We start from the raw sequence: 18,707 nt of genomic DNA, 5'->3' as shown, positions 1-18,707 counted from the left end.
TCCTCAGCATTCCCGTTGCGGCGCCGTGCCCGATGCGCGGCGCCTTCCCTACCGTCATACGGAGCCAGTCATGATTTCGAGCCGTGAAGAAGTAACCAGGATGATTCTGTCCAGCAAGGTGCGCAAGGGCATCAAGTGGACCCAGGCCGCCGAGGCCACCGGGTTGTCCAAGGAGTTCACCACCGCCGGCTGCCTCGGCCAGATGACCTTCGACAAGCCGCAGGCCGAGGCGATCGGCAAGCTGTTCGAGCTGCCCGACGAGGCGGTGGCCTGGCTGCAGATCGTCCCCTACAAGGGCTCGCTGCCGAGCGCCGTGCCCACCGACCCGCTGATCTATCGCTGGTACGAGATCGTCAACGTCTACGGCAGCACCATCAAGGAGCTGATCCACGAGGAATTCGGCGACGGCATCATGAGCGCGATCGATTTCTCGATGGACATCCAACGCGAGCCCGACCCGAAGGGCGACCGCGTGCATGTGGTGCTGTCGGGCAAGTTCCTGCCTTACAAGCAGTATTGAGCGGCGGCGCCGAACGCTCCCGAGCATCGGGCCGGACGCACTTCCTTTTGCGTCCGGCCGCAGGCCGCGAGGCTCCCGCCAGACGCGGCCATTCATTTCAAAAACCCTTCAATATCTTTCAAATACCCGCCTTCACGCCGCGATTCCCGGTGAAAAGGCCCCATCCCCCACGTTGCCGGCTTGACACCGCCACCGCCCGCGCCGAATAATGCGCCGTTCGTTAAACGAAACGACGTTCGATTAACGAACTTTTCATAACAAGAACAGGCTGGCCGTCTTCCTTGTCCGCGCAGGTCGAGCGTGCGACGCGGAAGGCGCGATAGAGAACCCGCTGCGCCGTGGCAACACCACGAGCACCTGGAGGAGCACCGCATCCCGACCCGTCGCGCGGCCCGCGAGCTTTCGAGCGCGCGCCGCCCCGGGCCCACCCGCATGCCGATCCGCCGCCCGGCGCCGCAGCAGCCCCCGCTGCGCAACAGACTGACAGCATGCAAAGAGACAACCTCGCGCCCGCAACCGCGCGCGCCACCGAATCGCGCGGCGTGGTCGCCGCCCTCGTCTACGTGTTCGAACGGGTCATGCCCGACCCGTTCGTGCTCTCGATCTGCCTGACCGCCTTCGTCGCGCTGCTCGCCTTCGCGATCGCGCCGCAGGGCAAGCTGCCGACCGTGCTCGATTCCTGGTACACGGGCACCTTCGGCATCCTCGGCTTCGCGCTGCAGATGATCCTGATCCTCGCCACCGGCTACGCGATCGCCGAGGCGCCGATCGTGCAGCGCGGCCTGCGCGCGATGGCGTCGCGCGCCCAGACGCCGGCGCGCGCGGCCCTGCTGGTGTTCCCGGTGGTGGCGGTGGCGGCCTGGCTGAACTGGGGCCTCGGCCTGATCGTCGGCGCCCTGCTCTCGCGCGAGATCGCGCGGCGCGTGCGCGTCGATTTCGCCTGGCTGGTGGCCGGCAGCTATTCGGCCTGGTCGATCTGCAACAGCGGGCTGTCGAGCTCGATCGCGCTCTCGCAGGCCTCGCACGGCAATGCGCTGAACCTGGTGGAGAAGGCCACCGGCCAGGTGGTGCCGCTCGGCGCCACGGTATTCGCCCCCTTCGTGTTCATCCCCACCGTGCTGGTGGTGGTGGTGATGACGGCGATCTTCATTCGCATGCACCCGCGCGAGGCGGACGTGGTGGCCTTCGACGACGCGGCCGACCAGCAGCGCCAGGCGCCCGGCGACGATCCGCATGCGCGCGTGGGCGGCACGCCCTCGTTCGCCACGCGCCTCGAACAATCGGTGCTCGGCACCCTGCTGCTGCTTGCCTTCGGGATCGGCTTCCTGGTGATGGAATGGCGCTCGGGGCATTTCGACCTCGACATCAACACCACCATCCTGATCTTCCTGCTGATCGGCCTGGCCCTGCAGCGCACCCCGATCGCCTACGCCAACGCGATCCGCGGCGCGGCGCGCCAGACCGGCTCGATGCTGCTGCAATACCCCGTGTACGGCGGGATCATGGGCATGATGAAGGGCACCGGGCTGGCCTCGATGATCGCCAAGGCCTTCGTGACGATCGCCACGCCGCTCTCGCTGCCGCTGTGGAGCTACCTCAGCTCGCTGATCATCACCCTGCTGGTGCCGAGCGCCGGCGGCCACTGGGCCGTGCAGGGCCCCTTCGTGCTGCCCGCCGCGCTGAGCCTGCACGCCTCGGTGCCGCGCACCGCCATGGGCGTGGCGATGGCCGAGAACGTCTCGAACATGCTGCAGCCGTTCTGGGCCGTGCCGATCGTGGCGATCGCCGGGATCCGCATCCAGCGCGTGATGGGATACACGGCGATGACCTTCGCGGTGTCGCTGGTGATCTACGCGCTGGCTCTGTGGCTGGTGCCTTGAGCGCTGCCTGAAACCGCCGTATCGAACGCAGCGGCCATGGCGGCACGACGGCCGCTGCGTTCGACCGGCGTGCCCGCGGCCGCTACATCCCCTCCCCGTCCCCCGCCTCCGAAGGCGCCGCGAAGTAGCGCAGGATGCGCGCCTTCTCGTCGGAGGACACCACGCCGGGCGTCGACGCCGCTCGAGCATCGGCGTGCGTCGCGACTGGCCCCGACGTGGCCACCGCCGCGATCGCGCCAGCCTCGCCGCCGGCGCGCTGCGCCATCAGCGGAATCGCACCCTGCGCATCGAGCCCGGCGACGAAACCCTGGCCCGGCAGGAAAGCCTTGTCGTAAGGCTCGCCGTCGATCAGCGCGATGTCCTCGGGCGGCGCCTCGATCGATTCCGGCACGCCCGCCAGCGCATGCCCCATGAACTCGATCCAGACCGGCAGCGCATTGCGCGCGCCGTACTCGCGCGGCCCCATCGAGGCCGGCGTATCGAAGCCCATCCACACCACGGTCGCCAGTTGCCGCTGGTAGCCGGCGAACCAGCCGTCGCGATAGTTGTTGGTGGTGCCGGTCTTGCCAGCCAGGTCGCCGCGTTTGAGCGCATTGGTGGCCGCGCCCGTGCCGTGCATCGCCGCGCGCCGCAGCATGTCGGTCATCAGGTAGCTGTTGGCGGCGCTGATCACGCGCGGCGCGTCGGCACCGGCACGCGCCGGCGCCGCCTCGAACAGCACCTGCCCCGCGCCGTCCTGGATTTTCGCGATCAGGTAGGGCTGCACGCGGAAGCCGCCGTTGGCGAAGCTCGCGTAGCCGGTCGCCATCTGCAGCGGCGTGACCGCGCCCGCACCCAGCGCCATCGGCAGGTTCGGCACGATCAGGTCGGAGCGCAGCCCGAAGGCGCGCACGATGTAGTCCTTGGCATAGGCCGGCTCGATCGCGCGCAGCACGCGCACCGCGACCAGGTTCTTCGAGCGCGCCAAGCCCTCGCGCAACGCGATCGGCCCGAGCAGCGCGCCGCTCTCGCGCGGCCGCCAGACCGGGCCGCCCGGGTAGCTGGCGGGGATCTCCAGCGGCAGGTCGTCGATCACGCTGGCCGGCGCGAAGCCCTTGGCCAGCGCCGCCGAATAGATGAAGGGCTTGAAGCTCGAGCCGGGCTGCCGCCAGGCCTGGGTGACGTGGTTGAGCTGGCTCGGCGTGTAGCCGTTGCCGCCGACCAGCGCGCGGATCGCGCCGTCGTCGGGCGAGATCGCGACCAGCGCCGCCTGCACCGCCGGCAACTGGCGCAGCACCCAGCGGCCATCGCCATCGCGCGCGATGCGCACGATCGCGCCGGGCTTCAGCGACGAAGGCAAAACCACGCGCCGCCCGGCGCCGGACGACAGCACCGCCAGCGCGCCCCCCGACAACGCCACGCGCTCGCCGTCGGCGCGCATCAGGTCGAGACGGCCGGCGCCGGCGCCGATCACCACCGCGCTGGACATGCCGCCGACTTCGGGTCGCTGCTTCAGCGCCTGCGCCGCTGCTTCGGACAACTGTCCATCGACCAGCACCGGCGCGGCCACGCTGGCCTCCGGCCTGGCGTAGCCATGACGCTGCTGATACGCCTCGGCGCCGTGCCGAACCGCCTCGAAGGCGGCGCGCTGCTCGCCCAGCGCCACCGTGGTGGTGACCCGGAAGCCCGATTCGTAGGCCGCCTCGCCGTAGCGCTCGACCATCATCTGCCGCACCAGCTCGCTGACCGAGCCGGCCGGCACCGAATCGCGGCGCGGCTCGGGCCGTTGGTACGGCGGCTCGTCGAGCGCGGCGCGATACTCGGCCGGGCTCAGGTAGCCCACCTCGCGCATGCGCGCCAGCACGTAACGCTGGCGTGCCTGCGCCCGCTCGGGATCGCTGATCGGGTTGTAGGCCGAAGGCGCCTTCGGCAGGCCCGCGAGCATGGCCGTCTGCGCGATCGTCAGTTCGCCCAGGTCGCGCCCGTAATAGGTACGCGCCGCCGCCCCGAAGCCGTAGGAACGCTCGCCCAGGTAGATCTGGTTCATGTAGAGCTGCAGGATGCGGTCCTTGGGCAGGCTGCGTTCGAGCTTGATGGCGAGCAGCACCTCGTAGAGCTTGCGCGCGAAGGTCTTGTGGCGCGACAGGAAGAAGTTGCGTGCCAGCTGCATGGTGATGGTGCTGCCGCCTTGCGCCTTGCCGCCGCGCAGCGCGTCGACGAACACCGCGCGCAGCAGTCCGCCCGCGTCGACGCCGGGATGCGCGTAGAAACTCGCATCCTCGGCCGCCAGCAGGGCCTGCCTGGCGCGCAGCGGGATCGCCCCCGCCTCCAGCGGAATGCGGCGCTCGATGCCGTATTCGGCCAGCAGTTCGCCATCCGAGGAGAAGATCCGCAGCGGCTCGGCGGGCTGGTAGTCGCCGAGCGCGGAAACCGGCGGCAGCGACGGGTAGACCACCCATGCGAGGTAGGCCAGCGTCGAGGCGCCGGCCACCACGCCGGCGCAGACCAGGCCGACCAGCGCCGTGCGCAGGCGGCGCCAGCCGCCGCGTCGGCGCGGCGCGCGATCGCCGCCGGGTTGCCCGGGCGGTTCGGAGGAAGGGGCTGTCGAGGGATCGGGCTTGCGAAGGAACATGGGATGGGCGCGGCTGGCGATCGGGCGCGACGGGCTGGGCCGCGCGCCGGGTCGTGATGAGGAATCCGTAGCGATCGGGGATCGGCAACGGCCGGAAGCGGGATCGACGCGAGGTCGATGCGAAGGGCGGCGGGTGCATGACGACCCGTGCCGTGCCGCGCGCGCCGGGCGCCGGCGCGCCGCGTGAAATCGCGTCGACGCGCCAGGGCGGATTCTGGCGGCGCGTCGCGCGGGGCTCAAGCGACGATTTCTTCTCGCCGCATTAGCCCGATTAATGAAGCCGACCCTGGAGCAGGCCGGCCGGGGCTCAGGCCTGGCCGCGCGTTTCCTCGAAGACGCCGCGGTAGGCATACAGCGCCGGCGCGCCGCCCGTCATCAGGAACAGCAGCTTGTCGCCGCGCCGGAAGCGTCCGGCCTCGATATCGGCCAGCAGCCCGGCGAAGGCCTTGCCGCTGTACACGGGGTCGAGCAGCAGCCCCTGGCTGCGCGCCATCAGGCGCACGGCCGCCAGCATGCCCTCGGTGGGAATGCCGTAACCCTCGCCGCGATGCGCGCCCTCCACGCCGATCGTGCCGGCCGGCGGCGGGGCGATGCCGAGCAGCGCGCAGGCTTCGTCGACCAGCTTCACGGTCATCGCGGCGGCCTCGTCGGCCGGCGCCAGCACGCCGTAGGCGCGCACCAGGCCAGGGTCGCGGCCCAGCGCGTGGAAGCCCGCCACCAGCCCCGCATGCGTGCCGGCGCTGCCGTTCGGGCAGGCCACGCAGGCGAACTCGATGCCGAGCTCGCGCGCCTGCGCGTCGATCTCGGCGGCGCAGGCGGCATAACCGAGGGCGCCCAGGCCGGTGGAGCCGCCCGAGGGAATCACCAGCACCTTGCGGCCGGCGCGACGCAACTCCTCGGCGCGCGCCTGGGCCAGATCGAGCGCCGACGTGCCCGCCGGCGCGACGTGGACGGTCGCGCCGAACAGTTCGTCGAGCAGCACGTTGCCGTTGCGCTCGTAGTCGACGCCCTCGCGCGGCACCATCCGCGCCAGCACCAGTTCGCAACGCAGCCCGGCCAGCGCCGCGGCCGCCGCGGTCTGCCGCGCGTGATTCGACTGGATCCCGCCGACCGTGATCAGCGTGTCGACGCCCTCGGCCAGCGCCTGCCCCAGGTGCAGTTCGAGCTTGCGCAGCTTGTTGCCGCCGCCGCCGAGCGCGACGTGATCGTCGCGCTTCACATGGAGCTGCACGCCGTTCAGGCGCTCGCCGAGTTCGGCTTCCAGCCGCGCGAGCCGCTGGATCGGCGTGACGGCGTCGAGCAGCGCGAAGCGCGGGAAGCGGGTGCCATTGATTTCGATGGTGTCCATGACCATTCCTCCTTGGCCGGGCATTCTGCGCGCGCGGGGGCGGCCCGACAAACGAGCATTTCTACCCAAAACATTAGACACACTAATGCGAACGAGGCACGGCGATATCCGCCGAGATGGCTCGTGCAAGCCCGGGCAGGCGCCGGCGGAAGGCCGCCGCGCCCCGCTCAGGCATTAACCCTCGTCGTGCGTATCCTCTTCCTCGCGGCTCAGCGTCAGCCCCGCCGCCGGCAGCGGCAAAGCGGTGCGGTAGCGCACCTGCTTGAGCGCGAAGCTCGAGCGGATGTTCGACACACCCGGAATGGTGGTCAGTTGGTCCATGATGAAGCGCTCCAGCCCGTGCATGCTCGGCACCAGCACGCGCAACAGGTAATCGGCGTCGCCCGACATCAGGTAGCACTCCATCACCTCGGGCCGCTTGTCGATGGCCGCCTCGAAGCGGCGCAGCGCGTCCTCCTGCTGCTTCTCCAGGCTGACCTGGATGAACACGTTGATCTTCAGGCCCAGCGGATCGGGATCGAGCAGGGTCACCTGCTGCTTGATCAGCCCGAGCTTCTCCAGCGCCTTGACACGGTTGAAGCAGGGCGTGGGCGACAGGTTCACCGCGCGCGCCAGTTCGGCGTTGGTGATGCGCGCGTTCTGCTGCAGTTGGTTGAGGATCGCGATATCGGTGCGGTCGAGCCGGGTCGAGTCACTGGGCATGAATGTAACAATTCCGAAAAAGGCGGGATCGGCGGAATATTTATACTGATTCCCGGCCGAGACGCAATGCAATTCAGACACACATTCCGCAACGGGCTCAGTACGCTAGTCGAATCGCCGCTGCTTTCGAACCCGCGGCCCCACCTGCTTTCTCGTGCCCGGAGCCGCATCATGACCGACCTGTCGAACGGCGTGCCGTCGATCCTCGCCCTGCCCCTCGACCCGATCGACGAGGACCCCGGCGAAACCGGGGAATGGCTGGCCGCGCTCGACGGCGTGGTCGAGCACGCCGGCCCGGAGCGCGCGCGCTACCTGCTCGACCAGCTCGCCCTGCATGCCTCGTCGCAAGGGCTCGCCACCGGGCGCGTGCGCGCCACGCCCTATGCCAACAGCATCGCGCTCGACGCCCAGCCGCCCTACCCGGGCGACCTGGAGATCGAGGCCAGGCTGGCCGCCGCGCTGCGCTGGAACGCGCTGGCCATGGTGGTGCGCGCCAACCGCGCCTATGGCGAGCTGGGCGGCCATATCGCCAGCTACGCCTCGGCCGCCGACCTGTTCGAGGTCGGCTTCAACCACTTCTTCCGCGCCGCCGACGGCGAGCGCGACGCCGACCTGGTCTACTTCCAGCCGCATTCGGCGCCGGGCGTGTATGCACGCGCCTACCTGGAGGGCTTTCTGGAGGAGGCGCATCTCGACCACTACCGCCGCGAGATCGCCGGGCCCGGGCTCTGTTCCTATCCGCATCCGTGGTTGATGCCGGACTTCTGGCAGTTCCCCACCGGCTCGATGGGGATCGGGCCGATCAACTCGATCTACCAGGCGCGCTTCATGCGCTACCTCGAGCATCGCAAGCTGCTCGGCACGGCGGGACGCACCGTGTGGGGCTTCTTCGGCGACGGCGAGATGGACGAGCCCGAATCGATCGGCGCGCTGTCGCTGGCCGCGCGCGAGCAGCTCGACAACCTGGTGTTCGTGATCAACTGCAACCTGCAGCGCCTGGACGGCCCGGTGCGCGGCAACGGCCGCGTGGTGGACGAGCTGGAGACGCTGTTCGCCGGCGCCGGCTGGAACGTGATCAAGGTGCTGTGGGGCTCGGACTGGGACGCGCTGTTCGCGCGCGATCGCGAAGGCGCCCTGCTGCGCGCCTTCGCCAACACCGTGGACGGCCAGTTCCAGACCTTCTCGGCCAACGACGGTGCCTACAACCGCGAGCACTTCTTCCAGCAGAACCCGCAACTGGCCGCGCTGGCGGCCCACCTCAGCAACGACGACATCGACCGCCTGCGCCGCGGCGGCCACGACGTGCGCAAGCTGCACGCGGCCTATGCCAGGGCGCTCGCGCATCGCGGCCAACCCACCGTGATCCTGGCCAAGACCATGAAGGGTTTCGGCATGGGTGCGATCGGCCAGGGCCGCATGACCACGCACCAGCAGAAGAAGCTCGACCTGGACGACCTGAAGGCCTTCCGCGACCGCTTCGCGCTGCCGCTCAGCGATGCCGAGGTGGCCGAGGTGAAGTTCTACCGCCCGGCCGCCGACAGCCCCGAGATGCGCTACCTGCACGCGCGCCGCCAGGCGCTCGGCGGCTACCTGCCGCGTCGCCGCCGCGCCGCGAGCCGGCCGCTGGCGGTGCCGCCGATGGCCGGCTGGGGGCAGTTCGCGCTGGAGGCCGAGGGCAAGGAGATGTCCACCACCATGGCGATCGTGCGCATGCTGGGCGGCCTGCTCAAGGCGCCGGAGATCGGCGAGCGGATCGTGCCGGTGGTGGCCGACGAGGCACGCACCTTCGGCATGGCCAACCTGTTCCGCCAGGTCGGCATCTATTCGCCGCTGGGGCAACGCTACGAGCCCGAGGACCTCGGCTCGATGCTCTACTACCGCGAATCGACCAGCGGGCAGATCCTCGAGGAAGGCATCTCCGAGGCCGGCGCGATCTCCTCGTGGATCGCCGCCGCCACCTCGTACAGCGTCCACGACCTGCCGATGCTGCCGTTCTACATCTACTACTCGATGTTCGGCTTCCAGCGCGTCGGCGACCTGATCTGGGCCGCCGCCGACCAGCGAGCCCGCGGCTTCCTGATCGGCGCCACCTCGGGCAAGACCACGCTCGGCGGCGAGGGCCTGCAGCACCAGGACGGCACCAGCCACCTGGCCGCCTCGGCGATCCCGAACTGCCGTGCCTGGGACCCGGCCTTCGCCTACGAGGTGGCGGTGATCGTCGAGCACGGCATGCGCGAGATGGGCGAGCAGCAGCGCGACGTGTTCCATTACCTGACCGTGACCAACGAGAACTACGCCCAGCCCTCGATGCCGGCCGGCGAGGCGGTACGCGAGGCAATCCTGCGCGGCATCTATTCGCTGCATCCGCAACGGCATGGCTCGGCACGGGTGCAGTTGCTGGGTGCCGGCGCGATCATGACCGAGGTGCTGGCCGCGGCCGCGATGCTGCAGGATGACTGGGGGATCGAGGCGCAGGTGTGGAGCGTGACCAGCTTCACCGAGCTGCATCGCGACGCGATCGCAATCGAGCGCGCGCGGCGCCTTGGGGCGGATACGGATGCGGATGGAGATGCCCTGGCGGAACCGGTGGTGCGCCGCGCGCTGCAAGGCGCGCAAGGGCCGGTGATCGCCGCGACCGACTACGCCCGCGCCCTGCCCGAGCTGATCCGCGCCTGGGTGCCGGCGCCGTATGTGACGCTCGGCACCGACGGCTTCGGGCGCAGCGACACGCGCCAGGCGCTGCGCGAGTTCTTCGAGGTGGATCGCGCCTCGATCGTGCTGGCGGCGCTGCATGCGCTGGCCGAACAGGGCGAAGTCGAGCGCGAGACGGTGCGCGCGGCGCGTGCGCGTTACGGCAAGCAGGCGGGACGCGCCGCTTCGTGGCAGGTGTAGATGGAAAGCGCAGCGGCTCGCTGCGCGGCCTCACATGCGCATCTGCGTCTTGAACATCAGCGTGATGCGCATCGTCGGGCAGGCGCGCGACACGCCGCGCGCGACGTGGTAGAGAAAGCCCGGAAACACCAGCAGCCGGTTCGGCTTCGGGTAGACCGCCGCGAGGATGTCGCTGCGATCCTTGTTGAACAGGATCGTCTCGCCGCCCCAGTCAGGGTCCCAGTGCTGGTGCGGGTAATACACGGCGGTGCAGGCGCCGATCGCCAGCGAATCGGTGTGCACCGAACCGTCGGTGCCGTAGGGCAGGCCGTTCGCGTAGCAGCTCTGCAGCGCGTGATCCCGTAGGTAGTCGCGCGCGATCCGCTGCCAGCAGGCATCCAGCAGCGGCTCGCGCGCGGCCAACTCCTCGCTCGCGTCGTGGCGCCCGTCCAGCCGCGCCGGATCCTGCGAGCCGGCGAAATGGCGATTCCAGAACGCCTGCGCGCCGGCGCCGTTGTGCGAACGCCAGCCGTGCTGCCAGGGCCCTTGCGCGAGCAGGCGATGGATCGCGGCCTGCTCGTCGCCGGGCAGCAGGTCGTCGATGATCGTGATGTCCTGCCAGGCGCCGCTCGCGCCCGGCCGCGTGTCGAGAGTCATCGCCACTCCGTCGATGATGGGAAAGCGCACGCCCGAAGGCGTCCGCGGCTTCATGGGTTCACCCGAGGCGAATCCGCGATCAGAACTTCCAGCCCAGGCTGCCCCGCACCGCGTGATCGGCCTGGCGGCTGGCCAGCGAGCCCGAGTAGCCGAGGCTGGCGCGGCCGGCCTTGCCGAACGCGAAACCGGCATCCACGCTCAGCACCGCCGCATCCTTCGCCACCGGCACGCTGGCGACCGTGAAGCCGTCGCTGCCCGAGGCGAAGGCGAGTGTCGCCACCGGTCGGCCGCTCGTCAAGGCGTGCTGCCAGCCCACGCTGCCCTGCAGCGTCAGTTGCATCGACGAACCCAGCGCGAACTGCGTGGTGCCGCGCAGGCCCAGCGTCGAGAACGACACGTCGTTGTTGCCCTCCTGCACCCGCAAGGCCGCCGCGCCGCCCGACTCGGTCGCGCCGTGGTTGCTCAGGTGGACGTAGGCGAGCCGGCCGAAGGGCTCGAGCTCGAGCGCCGAGCCCAGGCCGAGCCGGTAGGCCGCCTCGCCGAACACCTGGCTCGTCTGCGCATTCAGCGTGCCGGTTTCCGACTCGGCGGCGGCGCCATAGCGAACCGCCCGATCGACGCCGCCGCGATGCCAGGCGTGCACCGCTCCCGCGCGCAGCCCGAGCGCGCCCGGTTGCCATGCCGCGTAGGCGCCGAGATGGAAGCTGTCGAACGAGGCCGAGGACGGCTGGTCGCGCAGGCTGATGCCGCTATGCGTGTAGCCGGCGATGCCGCCCACCCGCAGCGCATCGCGCACGGCCGCGTCCGCGCCCGCCAGGAAGCCGCCGGTCGAGCTGGTGTAGCCGTTCACGCCGTCGCCGCGCGCGCTGCCCCAGGAGCCCAGCAGCCGGGCCCAGACGCCGGGCCGCGCGGCCGCCGCGTCGCCGCTGCCGGTACCGGCCAGCCGATCGAGCACGGCATCGCGTACCTGCCGGCTTTCGTTGATCAGCGTGGCGTAGGCGGCCGGGTAGATCTCGCCGGTCAACTGCGAGAGCGTGGCTTGCGGCGCCTGCGCGGCGGTCGCGAACAGCACGCTGTTGTAGACTGCGCTGCCCGGATCGACGGTTTCCAGCGCGTTCGCCACGCTGCGCTCGTTGTCGGTGTTTGCGACGCCGGCGAAGCGCGCGGCGTTGCGATTCACGGTCAGGCTGATGCTGGTCGGCCCATAGGCCAGCGACGGCGACACGAACAGATAGGCACCGGGCGAAGCGAACTGCCCATCGACGCCGCCCGCCGCATTCAGGATCACGAAGCTGCGCCCCAGCACCGAGCGCGACTGCTCTCCGCTCAGCGGCGGCGGCGTGTTCTCGAGCGCGAGGCTCAGCGTCCCGCCCGCCAGGCTGGCCTTGCCGCCCACGTCGATCCGGTCGCTCGCGCCGCTCGGCGACAACTCCACCGCGTAGGTCGAGCCGCTCGCCAGGCTCAGGTCGCCCGCCACCGACAAGCGACCGACCGAGTGTCCCGGCGCCACCGTGCCGCCGGCCGTCGCGTTCAGCGAGCGCATCGCGCCATTGCCGTTCACCAGGCCGCCGTTGCCGACCGTGACGTCGCCGCTGCTGCCGTCGAGCGAGGCGCGCCCGCCGTCCACCGCCACGTCGCCGGTGCGGCCCGTGATCGCCGCCACGCCGAGCGCCTGCACGCTCACCTTGCCGCTGTTGCCGCCCAGCGAGGCGAAGCCATTGGCGAGCCGCACCTCGCCGGTGCTGCCGGTGCCGGTCACGGCCGCGGTGCCGCCCTGGTCGATCGCGAGCGCCGCGCTGGTGCCGGCGATGGTCGCCAGCCCGCCGTTCACCGCGATGTCGGCCGCGCGGCCGTTCACGGTGAGCCGCCCGGCCGTGTTGACCACCGCGCCCGAGGCGATCGAGCCGTCGATCCGCAACTCGCCGCCATCGACCGTGGTCAGCCCGCGATAGGTATTCGCGCCCGCCAGCGTGAGCGTGCCGCCGCCCGACTTCACCAGGCTGCCCTGGTATTCGCGCGCCTGGCGGGCGGCCTCGCGCGCCACGCCGGTCGCGTAGTCGACCTTGTCGCCGTCGCTCGCCCCCGCCGGCAGGCCCTGCTGCCAGCCCCTGGACTGCAGCGTGTCGAGCCAGGCGCGATGCTCGGCGTCGTCCTCGATCTTGCGCGCCGCCAGCGCGACATCGGAGATGTCGTTCGACCAGACGTCGGCGGTGCCCGAAGGCAGCGCCGCGCGGAAGGTGCCGAGCAACTGCCCCGGCCCGTTCATGGCCTTCTTCAGGTCGACCAGGCCCCAGCCGCCGAACCCGTTCGGCACGCCGCTGTTGCCCGGCTTCGCGGGATGGACCGCCTGGAACAGGCCGTTGTTGCTGCTGTAGTCGGGCCGGCTCGGGTCCGGCTCCATATTCTGCGCGGTGGTGAACATCACCGACAGCGCCTGCTCGCTGCTCATGTAGGGAAACCGCTCCATGATCAGCGCGAGCGCCGCCGACGCGTGCGGCGCGGCCGCCGAGGTGCCGTTGAAGTTCGCGTAGGTCGCGCCGGTGGGCGCCGCCGAGGTGCCGGAATACGAGGTGGACGGCACGCCGGTCGGCGCCATCACGCACCACCATTTCGCGATCCCGCACTTGTTGTAGACCTGGCCGACCTGCTCGTCGTAGCCGGTGGTGGTCATCCAGTGCCCTTCCAGCTCCGGATGGAAATAGGCATAGGAGCCGCGCAGGCTGGCGTTGTCGTAGCCGGTGTTGCCCGAGCTGAAGTTGTTGATCACGCCCTCGCGCGACACCTTCGCGGCCGCATCGAGCCAGGTGCCCTGCCCGGTGCGCGTGCGCACCGCCTCGTGCAGCTTGTAGGCATCGGTCAGCCTGGCGAGCGTGCTGTAGTTCTCGTCGCTCGGCTGCGAGCCCCAGCTGTTGCTGATGATGCGCACGCCCTTGGCTGCGATCGCATCGTAGACATCGGAGAAATACTTCGCGTCCGAGCCGGGGAATTTCGGATCGGATACGCCGAACAGGAAGCCGTCGGTGGCATTGGTATTGCCTTCGTAGACGGTTGCGTCGGGCGCCACGCCGTGCATGCCGGTGCCGTCGCGCGCGCCCGCGATCACGCCGCTGACCAGCGTGCCGTGATTGTTGTTGTTCGAATTCAGCACGCCCGGGACGCCGTCCGAGGTGACCGGGATGTAGCGCTTGGCGGATAGTTCGGGATGCTGCGCGTAATAACCGGAATCGAGCACGCCGATCGCGATGTTCCTGCCGGTGAAACCGGCCGCGTAGGCGTATTCGGCGTGCATCGCGCCGAGCCCCCATTCCCTGGCGAATTCCGGCGTACGCCAACTGGCGGGGTCTCCGAGCCTGCCGGGCTCCTGGTAGGGCACCGTCTGCGCCTCGGCCGGCCTGGGAATCACCGCGGCGGCGATCAGCAGTTGAAACAGCAGCAGCGATGCGCGGCCGGGGGCGCCGGCGCGATTCTCATGCGTGGCCACGGCTGCCCTCCACGCGGATCGTTCCTCGATTTCCAGCGAGATCCATTGCCTTTTCTCCATTCATTGGTTTTCTGGTGCCCTGCCCCACATCGTTCGATCGCGTCGAACGCGCCCGACATCGATCCCTGCCCGCCGGCGACAGGCGAGCACGGCCCCGCCCTGCATTCGGCCTCGCTGGTTTCATTCAGGCGCTTTGATCAAAAACGGGAGATAGATCCGGCATCGTCCATCCATGCCGGCGAAGATCGGCCATGCCGGGTCGCTACACGCGGCCGGCATGGCCGTGGTCTTGAAAGGGCCGGCATCTCCATGCCGGCCGATCAGGGATATCAGCCCCGCTGCATGCCTGCCTCAGGGCTGGACGGCTCGGCTCAGGAATTGCCCCCGGCCTTCGCCGCGTTGCGCATCCGCATGACGCGCTGCGGGCTGCGTTGCGACATGAAGTCGAGCACGTCGTTCAGGCGGACATAACCGCTTCCGGCGCGGTCGATCTCGGAGAAATGGTCGCTGACCAGGCCCCAGCCCGCCGCCTTGGCCTGCTGCTTCGACAGCGTGCCGTTCGCGTCGCCGCCGTTGGCCGCCGTGAAGCGTTCGGTGACCTGGCGATCCACGTCGGCCGTGACCGAACGCTCCGATTGCTTCTCCGGCTGCGCCCAGCCGCCCGGCGGCGGCGGGGGCTTGGGCAGGTCGTCGTAGCCGTTAGCCATGGCGACGTTGGCCAGGGCGAAGCCGCCGGCAAGGGCCGCAACCATCAGTTTCATGATTTTCATGCTTGTCCTCGCTCATGCCTTACATCAGGGAACCATCGGCCGCCTGCGCCGACGATTGGTAGTACGCATCGATCGCCTGCTTCAGCGGCGCGCGCGACTGCTCGGTGTTGTAGATCATGTGGCCGCCCTCGAACCATTTGACGGGCACCCGGTCCGCAAGGTTCACGCCTTCCAGGTCCAGCTCGGTCTGGAAGCCCGGCGTGGCGATGTCCTCGTAGCCGTGCAGGATCAGCAGCTTGGCGTCCGGGTTGGCGGTCAGCACGGCCTGGATGTCGGTGATGCTCTGCGGCAGGGTATTGGCCGGCAGGCCCGCCCGCGCCCATTTCCAGATCCCGATCGTGTCGTTGTTGAGCGGCTGGTACGCCGACTTGCTCTGATAGTTCACGAAGTCCGGGAAATAGGTCTTGAGCTGGTTCAGGAAGGCCACGTTGATGTAGTCGTCCGCCGCGAAGCTGTTGCCGTTCGGCACCTTCATGCGCGCGTCGTAGCGGCCCAGTTGATACCCCGGCACCAGCGCCGAGCGGAACGGCCCCGGCGTGTAGTTGAAGTTGCTCTTCCAGGTCGAGGCGGAAATGCCGGTGTAGCTGGACAACTGGTTCAGCACCGCCTGCCCTTGCGAGCTGGCCGCGAAGGCGTTCCAGGTCGATTTCGGCCGGCCGTTGGTGAAATAGGTCCGGTAGGTGTTCTGGAAGGTGGTGCGCGCCACCGTGCGCAGCTCGGCCAGGTATTCCGCCTGGCTGCGCGTGCCGCGCTGCGTCGACTTCTTGAAGTAGTCGGCCGCCATCGCGTAGGACGGGATGTAGCCCTCGCAGGTGACCGAGCCGTCCTCCATGTCGCAATTCGAGTTGTAGTCGACCAGGGGCGAATTGAGGATGAAGCCCGCCAGCACCTTGGCCGGCTTGCCGGTCGGGTCGGGCACGTAGCCGCTGGTGCCGGCCTGCTCCAGCAGGTTGGCGACGATCGGCGTGCGAATGCCGCCGTAGGATTCGCCATACAGGTACTTCGGCGAGCTCTGGCGGTTGAACTTGTTGGTATAGCTGACGATGAAGTCGGCCACCACCTGCGCGTCGGCGTCGGTGCCCCACAGATCGCGGTTCTGCAGCGGCGAGATGGCCGTGGACAGGCCCGTGCCCGGCGGATCGACGAACACGATGTCGGATTCGTCGAGCAGCGAGATCGCATTGTCCTCGAACGGGAAGCTGGACGGCTGCACCGTGTCGTTGGCCATGTTGGGCGCATCAGACTTCAGGCGCTTCGGACCCCACGAGCCCATGTGCAGCCAGATCGAGGCGGAACCCGGGCCGCCGTTCCAGAGGAAGGTGACCGGGCGGTTCTCCTTGCCCAGCCCGTCGCGCGTGTACGAGGTATAGAAGATCGCCGCCTCGGCCGTCTTGCCCTGGGCATTGGTCTTGTAGGCCACCAGGTGGCCGGCGCGCGCCGTGTAGGGCACGGTCTTGCCGTTGATCGCGATGGTGTGGCGCTTGACCGAGGTGTCCTCGTTGATCGAGGCCAGCTTGATCGTGCCGCTGCGCGTGGTGGTGTAGGTGTTCGGGTCGTTGAGCACCTTGTCGGCCGGCGCGAGCCGGTCGAAGGCCTGCTGCTCGGTTTCGCCCGCGGCGGGCCCGGCGGCCGGGCTCGCGACGGGCGCGGCCTGGTTCGCGGCGAAGCTGCTGGCGGGCGAGGACGTGTCGTCGCCGCAGGCGGCCATGGCCATGGCGGCCAGCAAGGCGCATAGCGTCCAGGCGGGGGTTCTTCCAGTCATGAAGACTCTCCTGTTGATACTCTGCAAATCGATGTTATTGGGCTGGTTGATTCGCACTGCATATCGACCCGACGTTCACGGCGCGTCTCGGAACGACGCCGGGTCAATTCCTGGCACGACGCCGGCCGCGCCCGGCGCGGCGGCGTCGTGTCGTCATCTCGTCGGCTTCATTGCGCACGCATCACGGCGGCCACGCGCGCCTGCGGCACGATCGGCATCTGCAGCGTGGTGTGCGCCAGGTCCAGCGTGACCTGCGCCGTACCCTGGTAGCCCTGCAGCTTGAGCTTCACCTTGCTGCCGGGCAGCACGGTGAAGTCGCGCGGCATCATCTCGAGCACGAAGTCGTAGTCGGTGCCGGCCGCGATGTTCTGCGGCGTCTCCAGGCCCTTGTAGAAGCGCGGATTGGCCCAGCCGTAGCTGACGTCGTGGCCGTCCACCGACAGCGTCGCCTTCACGTTGGTGACCGTCGGCGCGAAACGCCCGCGCATCGCCACGCGGATGGTTCCAGAGTAGCGCGTGGCGTTCGCCAGCGGGCGGGTCTCGTAGCTGACGGCCGTGCTCTTGCTGAAGCCCACCGAGGGCGCCGCCGTGCCGTCCGCCGTGTCGGGCGTGAGCAGGCCGCCCGCGCGGCCGTCGCCATGCAGGTAATAGGCGGCGTCGACCGTCTTCGGCCAGGCGTCTTCCTTGATGAACAGCTCGCCGGTCGGAATGCAGTCGCGCGGGTTGTGGCCCGAGTGGCAATGGCCGATCAGCGTGTCGCTGGTGTCGTCCTCGCCGCGGCTGATGGTGGCGCCCACCGGGATGTCGCCGGCCGGCGTCTCGCGCACGTAGGTGGGCTGCTTCTCCACGCCGTTGTTCACGCCGAACAGGTAGCGCGAATACCACATCAGGATCTGCTTCTGCCACTCCTTCTGCCAGGCCGGATCGTCGTGGTCGCGGCTGTGCAGCCAGAGCTGCACCGGCTTGCCGACGCGGCGCAGCGCATCGTAGAGTTGCACCGAGTTCTTGGTCTTGACGTTGTTGTCGGCCTGCCCCTGCGCGATCAGCGTGGCCGCCTGGAAGCGGTCGACCAGGGACACCGTGTTGCGCGCCTTCCAGAAGTCGTTGTAGGCATAGTTGCCGTCGTCCGAGGCGCTCACCGCGGCCTGGCGCGCCGGCTCGCAGATCGAAGCGCGCGCGCTCGACTGCTCCTGCTGCATGTAGCTGCCGAGCGTGACGGTGTTGTCGATATCGGCGATCACGCCGTTATAGCGGAAATAGTCGTAGCCGCTGCTGATGCCCTCCACCGGCACGATGGCCTCCAGCCCCGGCACGCCGGTGGCCGCCACCATGCTCGGCAGCGTGCCGCCGTAGGAGATGCCCTCCATCGCCACGTGGCCGGTCGACCAGCTCGCCGTCACCGGCTTGCCCTGCGCGTCGGTGCCGGGCGCGGTGGCGTCGCCGGTCAGCCAGCGCACCACGCTGGCCATCGCCTCGCGCTCGGTGCGGTCCATCACCGACCAGCAGCCGTCCGACAGGTTGGTGCCGATCGAGTCGGCATAGATCACCGTGAAGCCCATGCGCAGGTACTCGGCCTCGCCGAGGAAGGGCGCGCGCGTCTGGGTGGCGTAGGTCGGATCGGCGTAGTACACCGAGGGCCGCACGATCACCGGCGTCTTGAGCCCCTCGGCCACCTCGGCCGGCTGCACGATGCGGATCGCGATGCGGTCGGGCTTGCCGTCCTGGTCGGTGTCGAACGGCGTCTGCACCATCACGCTCTGCTTGAGAGGCGCACGCATCGACAGCCAGGGCAGGATCATGCCGTCGTTGACGCTCGGCCCGTTGTGGCCGGGATACAGCGTGGCGAGCTTCGGATACGGCAGCCCGGTGGGCGAGCTGGCGAACTGCTCGCCCACCTCGGGCAGCGGCTGCGGCGGCGCGAACGGCGCCGGCTCGGGCGCCGTGGTGGCCGTGCTCAAGGGCGTGACCTGCCGCGCGGCCGAAGGCGAGGCGCCATCGTCGCCGCCGCATGCCGTCAAGCCGATCGCGGCCGCCATCAACAGCATCGGCAAGCGCGCGCCATGGCGGACCTTGCCCGCCCCCTCTCGATGATTGTCTTTATTCAC

Annotated in this window: 11 protein-coding genes; 3 read left to right on the top strand and 8 right to left on the bottom strand. The window is 69.5% G+C overall.

Going from position 1 to position 18,707, the window contains the following annotated elements; all coding sequences use genetic code 11:
- Positions 1 to 70: 70 nt before the first annotated feature.
- Both cynS and BM43_RS03390 read left to right on the top strand, forming a co-directional pair.
- Positions 71 to 520 carry a cyanase gene (cynS, locus tag BM43_RS03395; protein WP_013689718.1) on the top strand — a complete coding sequence of 150 codons (450 nt, stop codon included), beginning with the start codon at positions 71 to 73 and terminating at the stop codon, positions 518 to 520.
- Between the two features lie 488 nt (positions 521 to 1,008).
- Positions 1,009 to 2,400, top strand: coding sequence for a short-chain fatty acid transporter (locus tag BM43_RS03390; protein ID WP_036056861.1), 1,392 nt, complete (start codon positions 1,009 to 1,011; stop codon positions 2,398 to 2,400).
- 82 nt (positions 2,401 to 2,482) lie between these two features.
- On the opposite strand, the gene BM43_RS03385 is transcribed toward BM43_RS03390, so the two are convergent.
- The 3 genes from BM43_RS03385 to BM43_RS03375 form a co-directional block, all read right to left on the bottom strand.
- Positions 2,483 to 5,011 carry a penicillin-binding protein 1A gene (locus BM43_RS03385; RefSeq protein ID WP_036056862.1) on the bottom strand — a complete coding sequence of 843 codons (2,529 nt, stop codon included), beginning with the start codon at positions 5,009 to 5,011 and terminating at the stop codon, positions 2,483 to 2,485.
- Positions 5,012 to 5,318: 307 nt separating this feature from the next.
- On the bottom strand, positions 5,319 to 6,359 hold the full coding sequence (locus BM43_RS03380) for a D-cysteine desulfhydrase family protein (protein WP_036056863.1): 1,041 nt from the start codon (positions 6,357 to 6,359) through the stop codon (positions 5,319 to 5,321).
- A gap of 174 nt (positions 6,360 to 6,533) precedes the next feature.
- Positions 6,534 to 7,061, bottom strand: a complete 528-nt coding sequence (locus BM43_RS03375; RefSeq protein WP_013689714.1) for an Lrp/AsnC family transcriptional regulator — start codon at positions 7,059 to 7,061, stop codon at positions 6,534 to 6,536.
- A gap of 171 nt (positions 7,062 to 7,232) precedes the next feature.
- Here BM43_RS03375 and mdeB point away from each other — a divergent pair, with 171 nt between their 5' ends.
- Positions 7,233 to 9,953, top strand: a complete 2,721-nt coding sequence (mdeB, locus tag BM43_RS03370) for an alpha-ketoglutarate dehydrogenase (protein ID WP_036056865.1) — start codon at positions 7,233 to 7,235, stop codon at positions 9,951 to 9,953.
- Positions 9,954 to 9,983: 30 nt separating this feature from the next.
- On the opposite strand, the gene BM43_RS03365 is transcribed toward mdeB, so the two are convergent.
- From BM43_RS03365 to BM43_RS03345, 5 genes are all read right to left on the bottom strand, one after another.
- The gene (locus BM43_RS03365) at positions 9,984 to 10,589 is read right to left on the bottom strand and encodes a 2OG-Fe(II) oxygenase (protein WP_036057399.1); all 606 of its coding nucleotides are present in this window, start codon (positions 10,587 to 10,589) and stop codon (positions 9,984 to 9,986) included.
- 79 nt (positions 10,590 to 10,668) lie between these two features.
- Complete coding sequence (locus BM43_RS03360) at positions 10,669 to 14,025, bottom strand: autotransporter domain-containing protein (protein ID WP_036057400.1); 3,357 nt, start codon at positions 14,023 to 14,025, stop codon at positions 10,669 to 10,671.
- 416 nt (positions 14,026 to 14,441) lie between these two features.
- The gene (locus tag BM43_RS03355) at positions 14,442 to 14,831 is read right to left on the bottom strand and encodes a hypothetical protein (protein ID WP_244118343.1); all 390 of its coding nucleotides are present in this window, start codon (positions 14,829 to 14,831) and stop codon (positions 14,442 to 14,444) included.
- A 28-nt stretch (positions 14,832 to 14,859) separates the two neighbouring features.
- Entirely contained in the window at positions 14,860 to 16,602 is a 1,743-nt protein-coding gene (locus BM43_RS03350; RefSeq protein ID WP_036056867.1) for a S10 family serine carboxypeptidase-like protein, read from the bottom strand.
- 167 nt (positions 16,603 to 16,769) lie between these two features.
- Positions 16,770 to 18,707, bottom strand: coding sequence for a Xaa-Pro dipeptidyl-peptidase (locus tag BM43_RS03345; RefSeq protein WP_255222535.1), 1,938 nt, complete (start codon positions 18,705 to 18,707; stop codon positions 16,770 to 16,772).

This window comes from Burkholderia gladioli (genome assembly GCF_000959725.1).
GTDB classification, from domain to species: Bacteria; Pseudomonadota; Gammaproteobacteria; order Burkholderiales; family Burkholderiaceae; genus Burkholderia; species Burkholderia gladioli.
The sequence above is the reverse complement of the archived record's forward strand: the minus strand, read 5'-3'. Positions and strand labels throughout refer to the sequence as shown.

Bases quoted from the DNA above. Each gene is read 5' to 3' on its own strand.
- BM43_RS03390 (WP_036056861.1), top strand. From the start codon at position 1,009: ATGCAAAGAGACAACCTCGCGCCCGCAACCGCGCGCGCCACCGAATCG.
- BM43_RS03365 (WP_036057399.1), bottom strand. From the start codon at position 10,589: ATGACTCTCGACACGCGGCCGGGCGCGAGCGGCGCCTGGCAGGACATC.
- cynS (WP_013689718.1), top strand. From the start codon at position 71: ATGATTTCGAGCCGTGAAGAAGTAACCAGGATGATTCTGTCCAGCAAG.
- BM43_RS03380 (WP_036056863.1), bottom strand. From the start codon at position 6,359: ATGGACACCATCGAAATCAATGGCACCCGCTTCCCGCGCTTCGCGCTG.
- BM43_RS03350 (WP_036056867.1), bottom strand. From the start codon at position 16,602: ATGACTGGAAGAACCCCCGCCTGGACGCTATGCGCCTTGCTGGCCGCC.
- BM43_RS03385 (WP_036056862.1), bottom strand. From the start codon at position 5,011: ATGTTCCTTCGCAAGCCCGATCCCTCGACAGCCCCTTCCTCCGAACCG.
- BM43_RS03375 (WP_013689714.1), bottom strand. From the start codon at position 7,061: ATGCCCAGTGACTCGACCCGGCTCGACCGCACCGATATCGCGATCCTC.
- BM43_RS03355 (WP_244118343.1), bottom strand. From the start codon at position 14,831: ATGAAACTGATGGTTGCGGCCCTTGCCGGCGGCTTCGCCCTGGCCAAC.
- mdeB (WP_036056865.1), top strand. From the start codon at position 7,233: ATGACCGACCTGTCGAACGGCGTGCCGTCGATCCTCGCCCTGCCCCTC.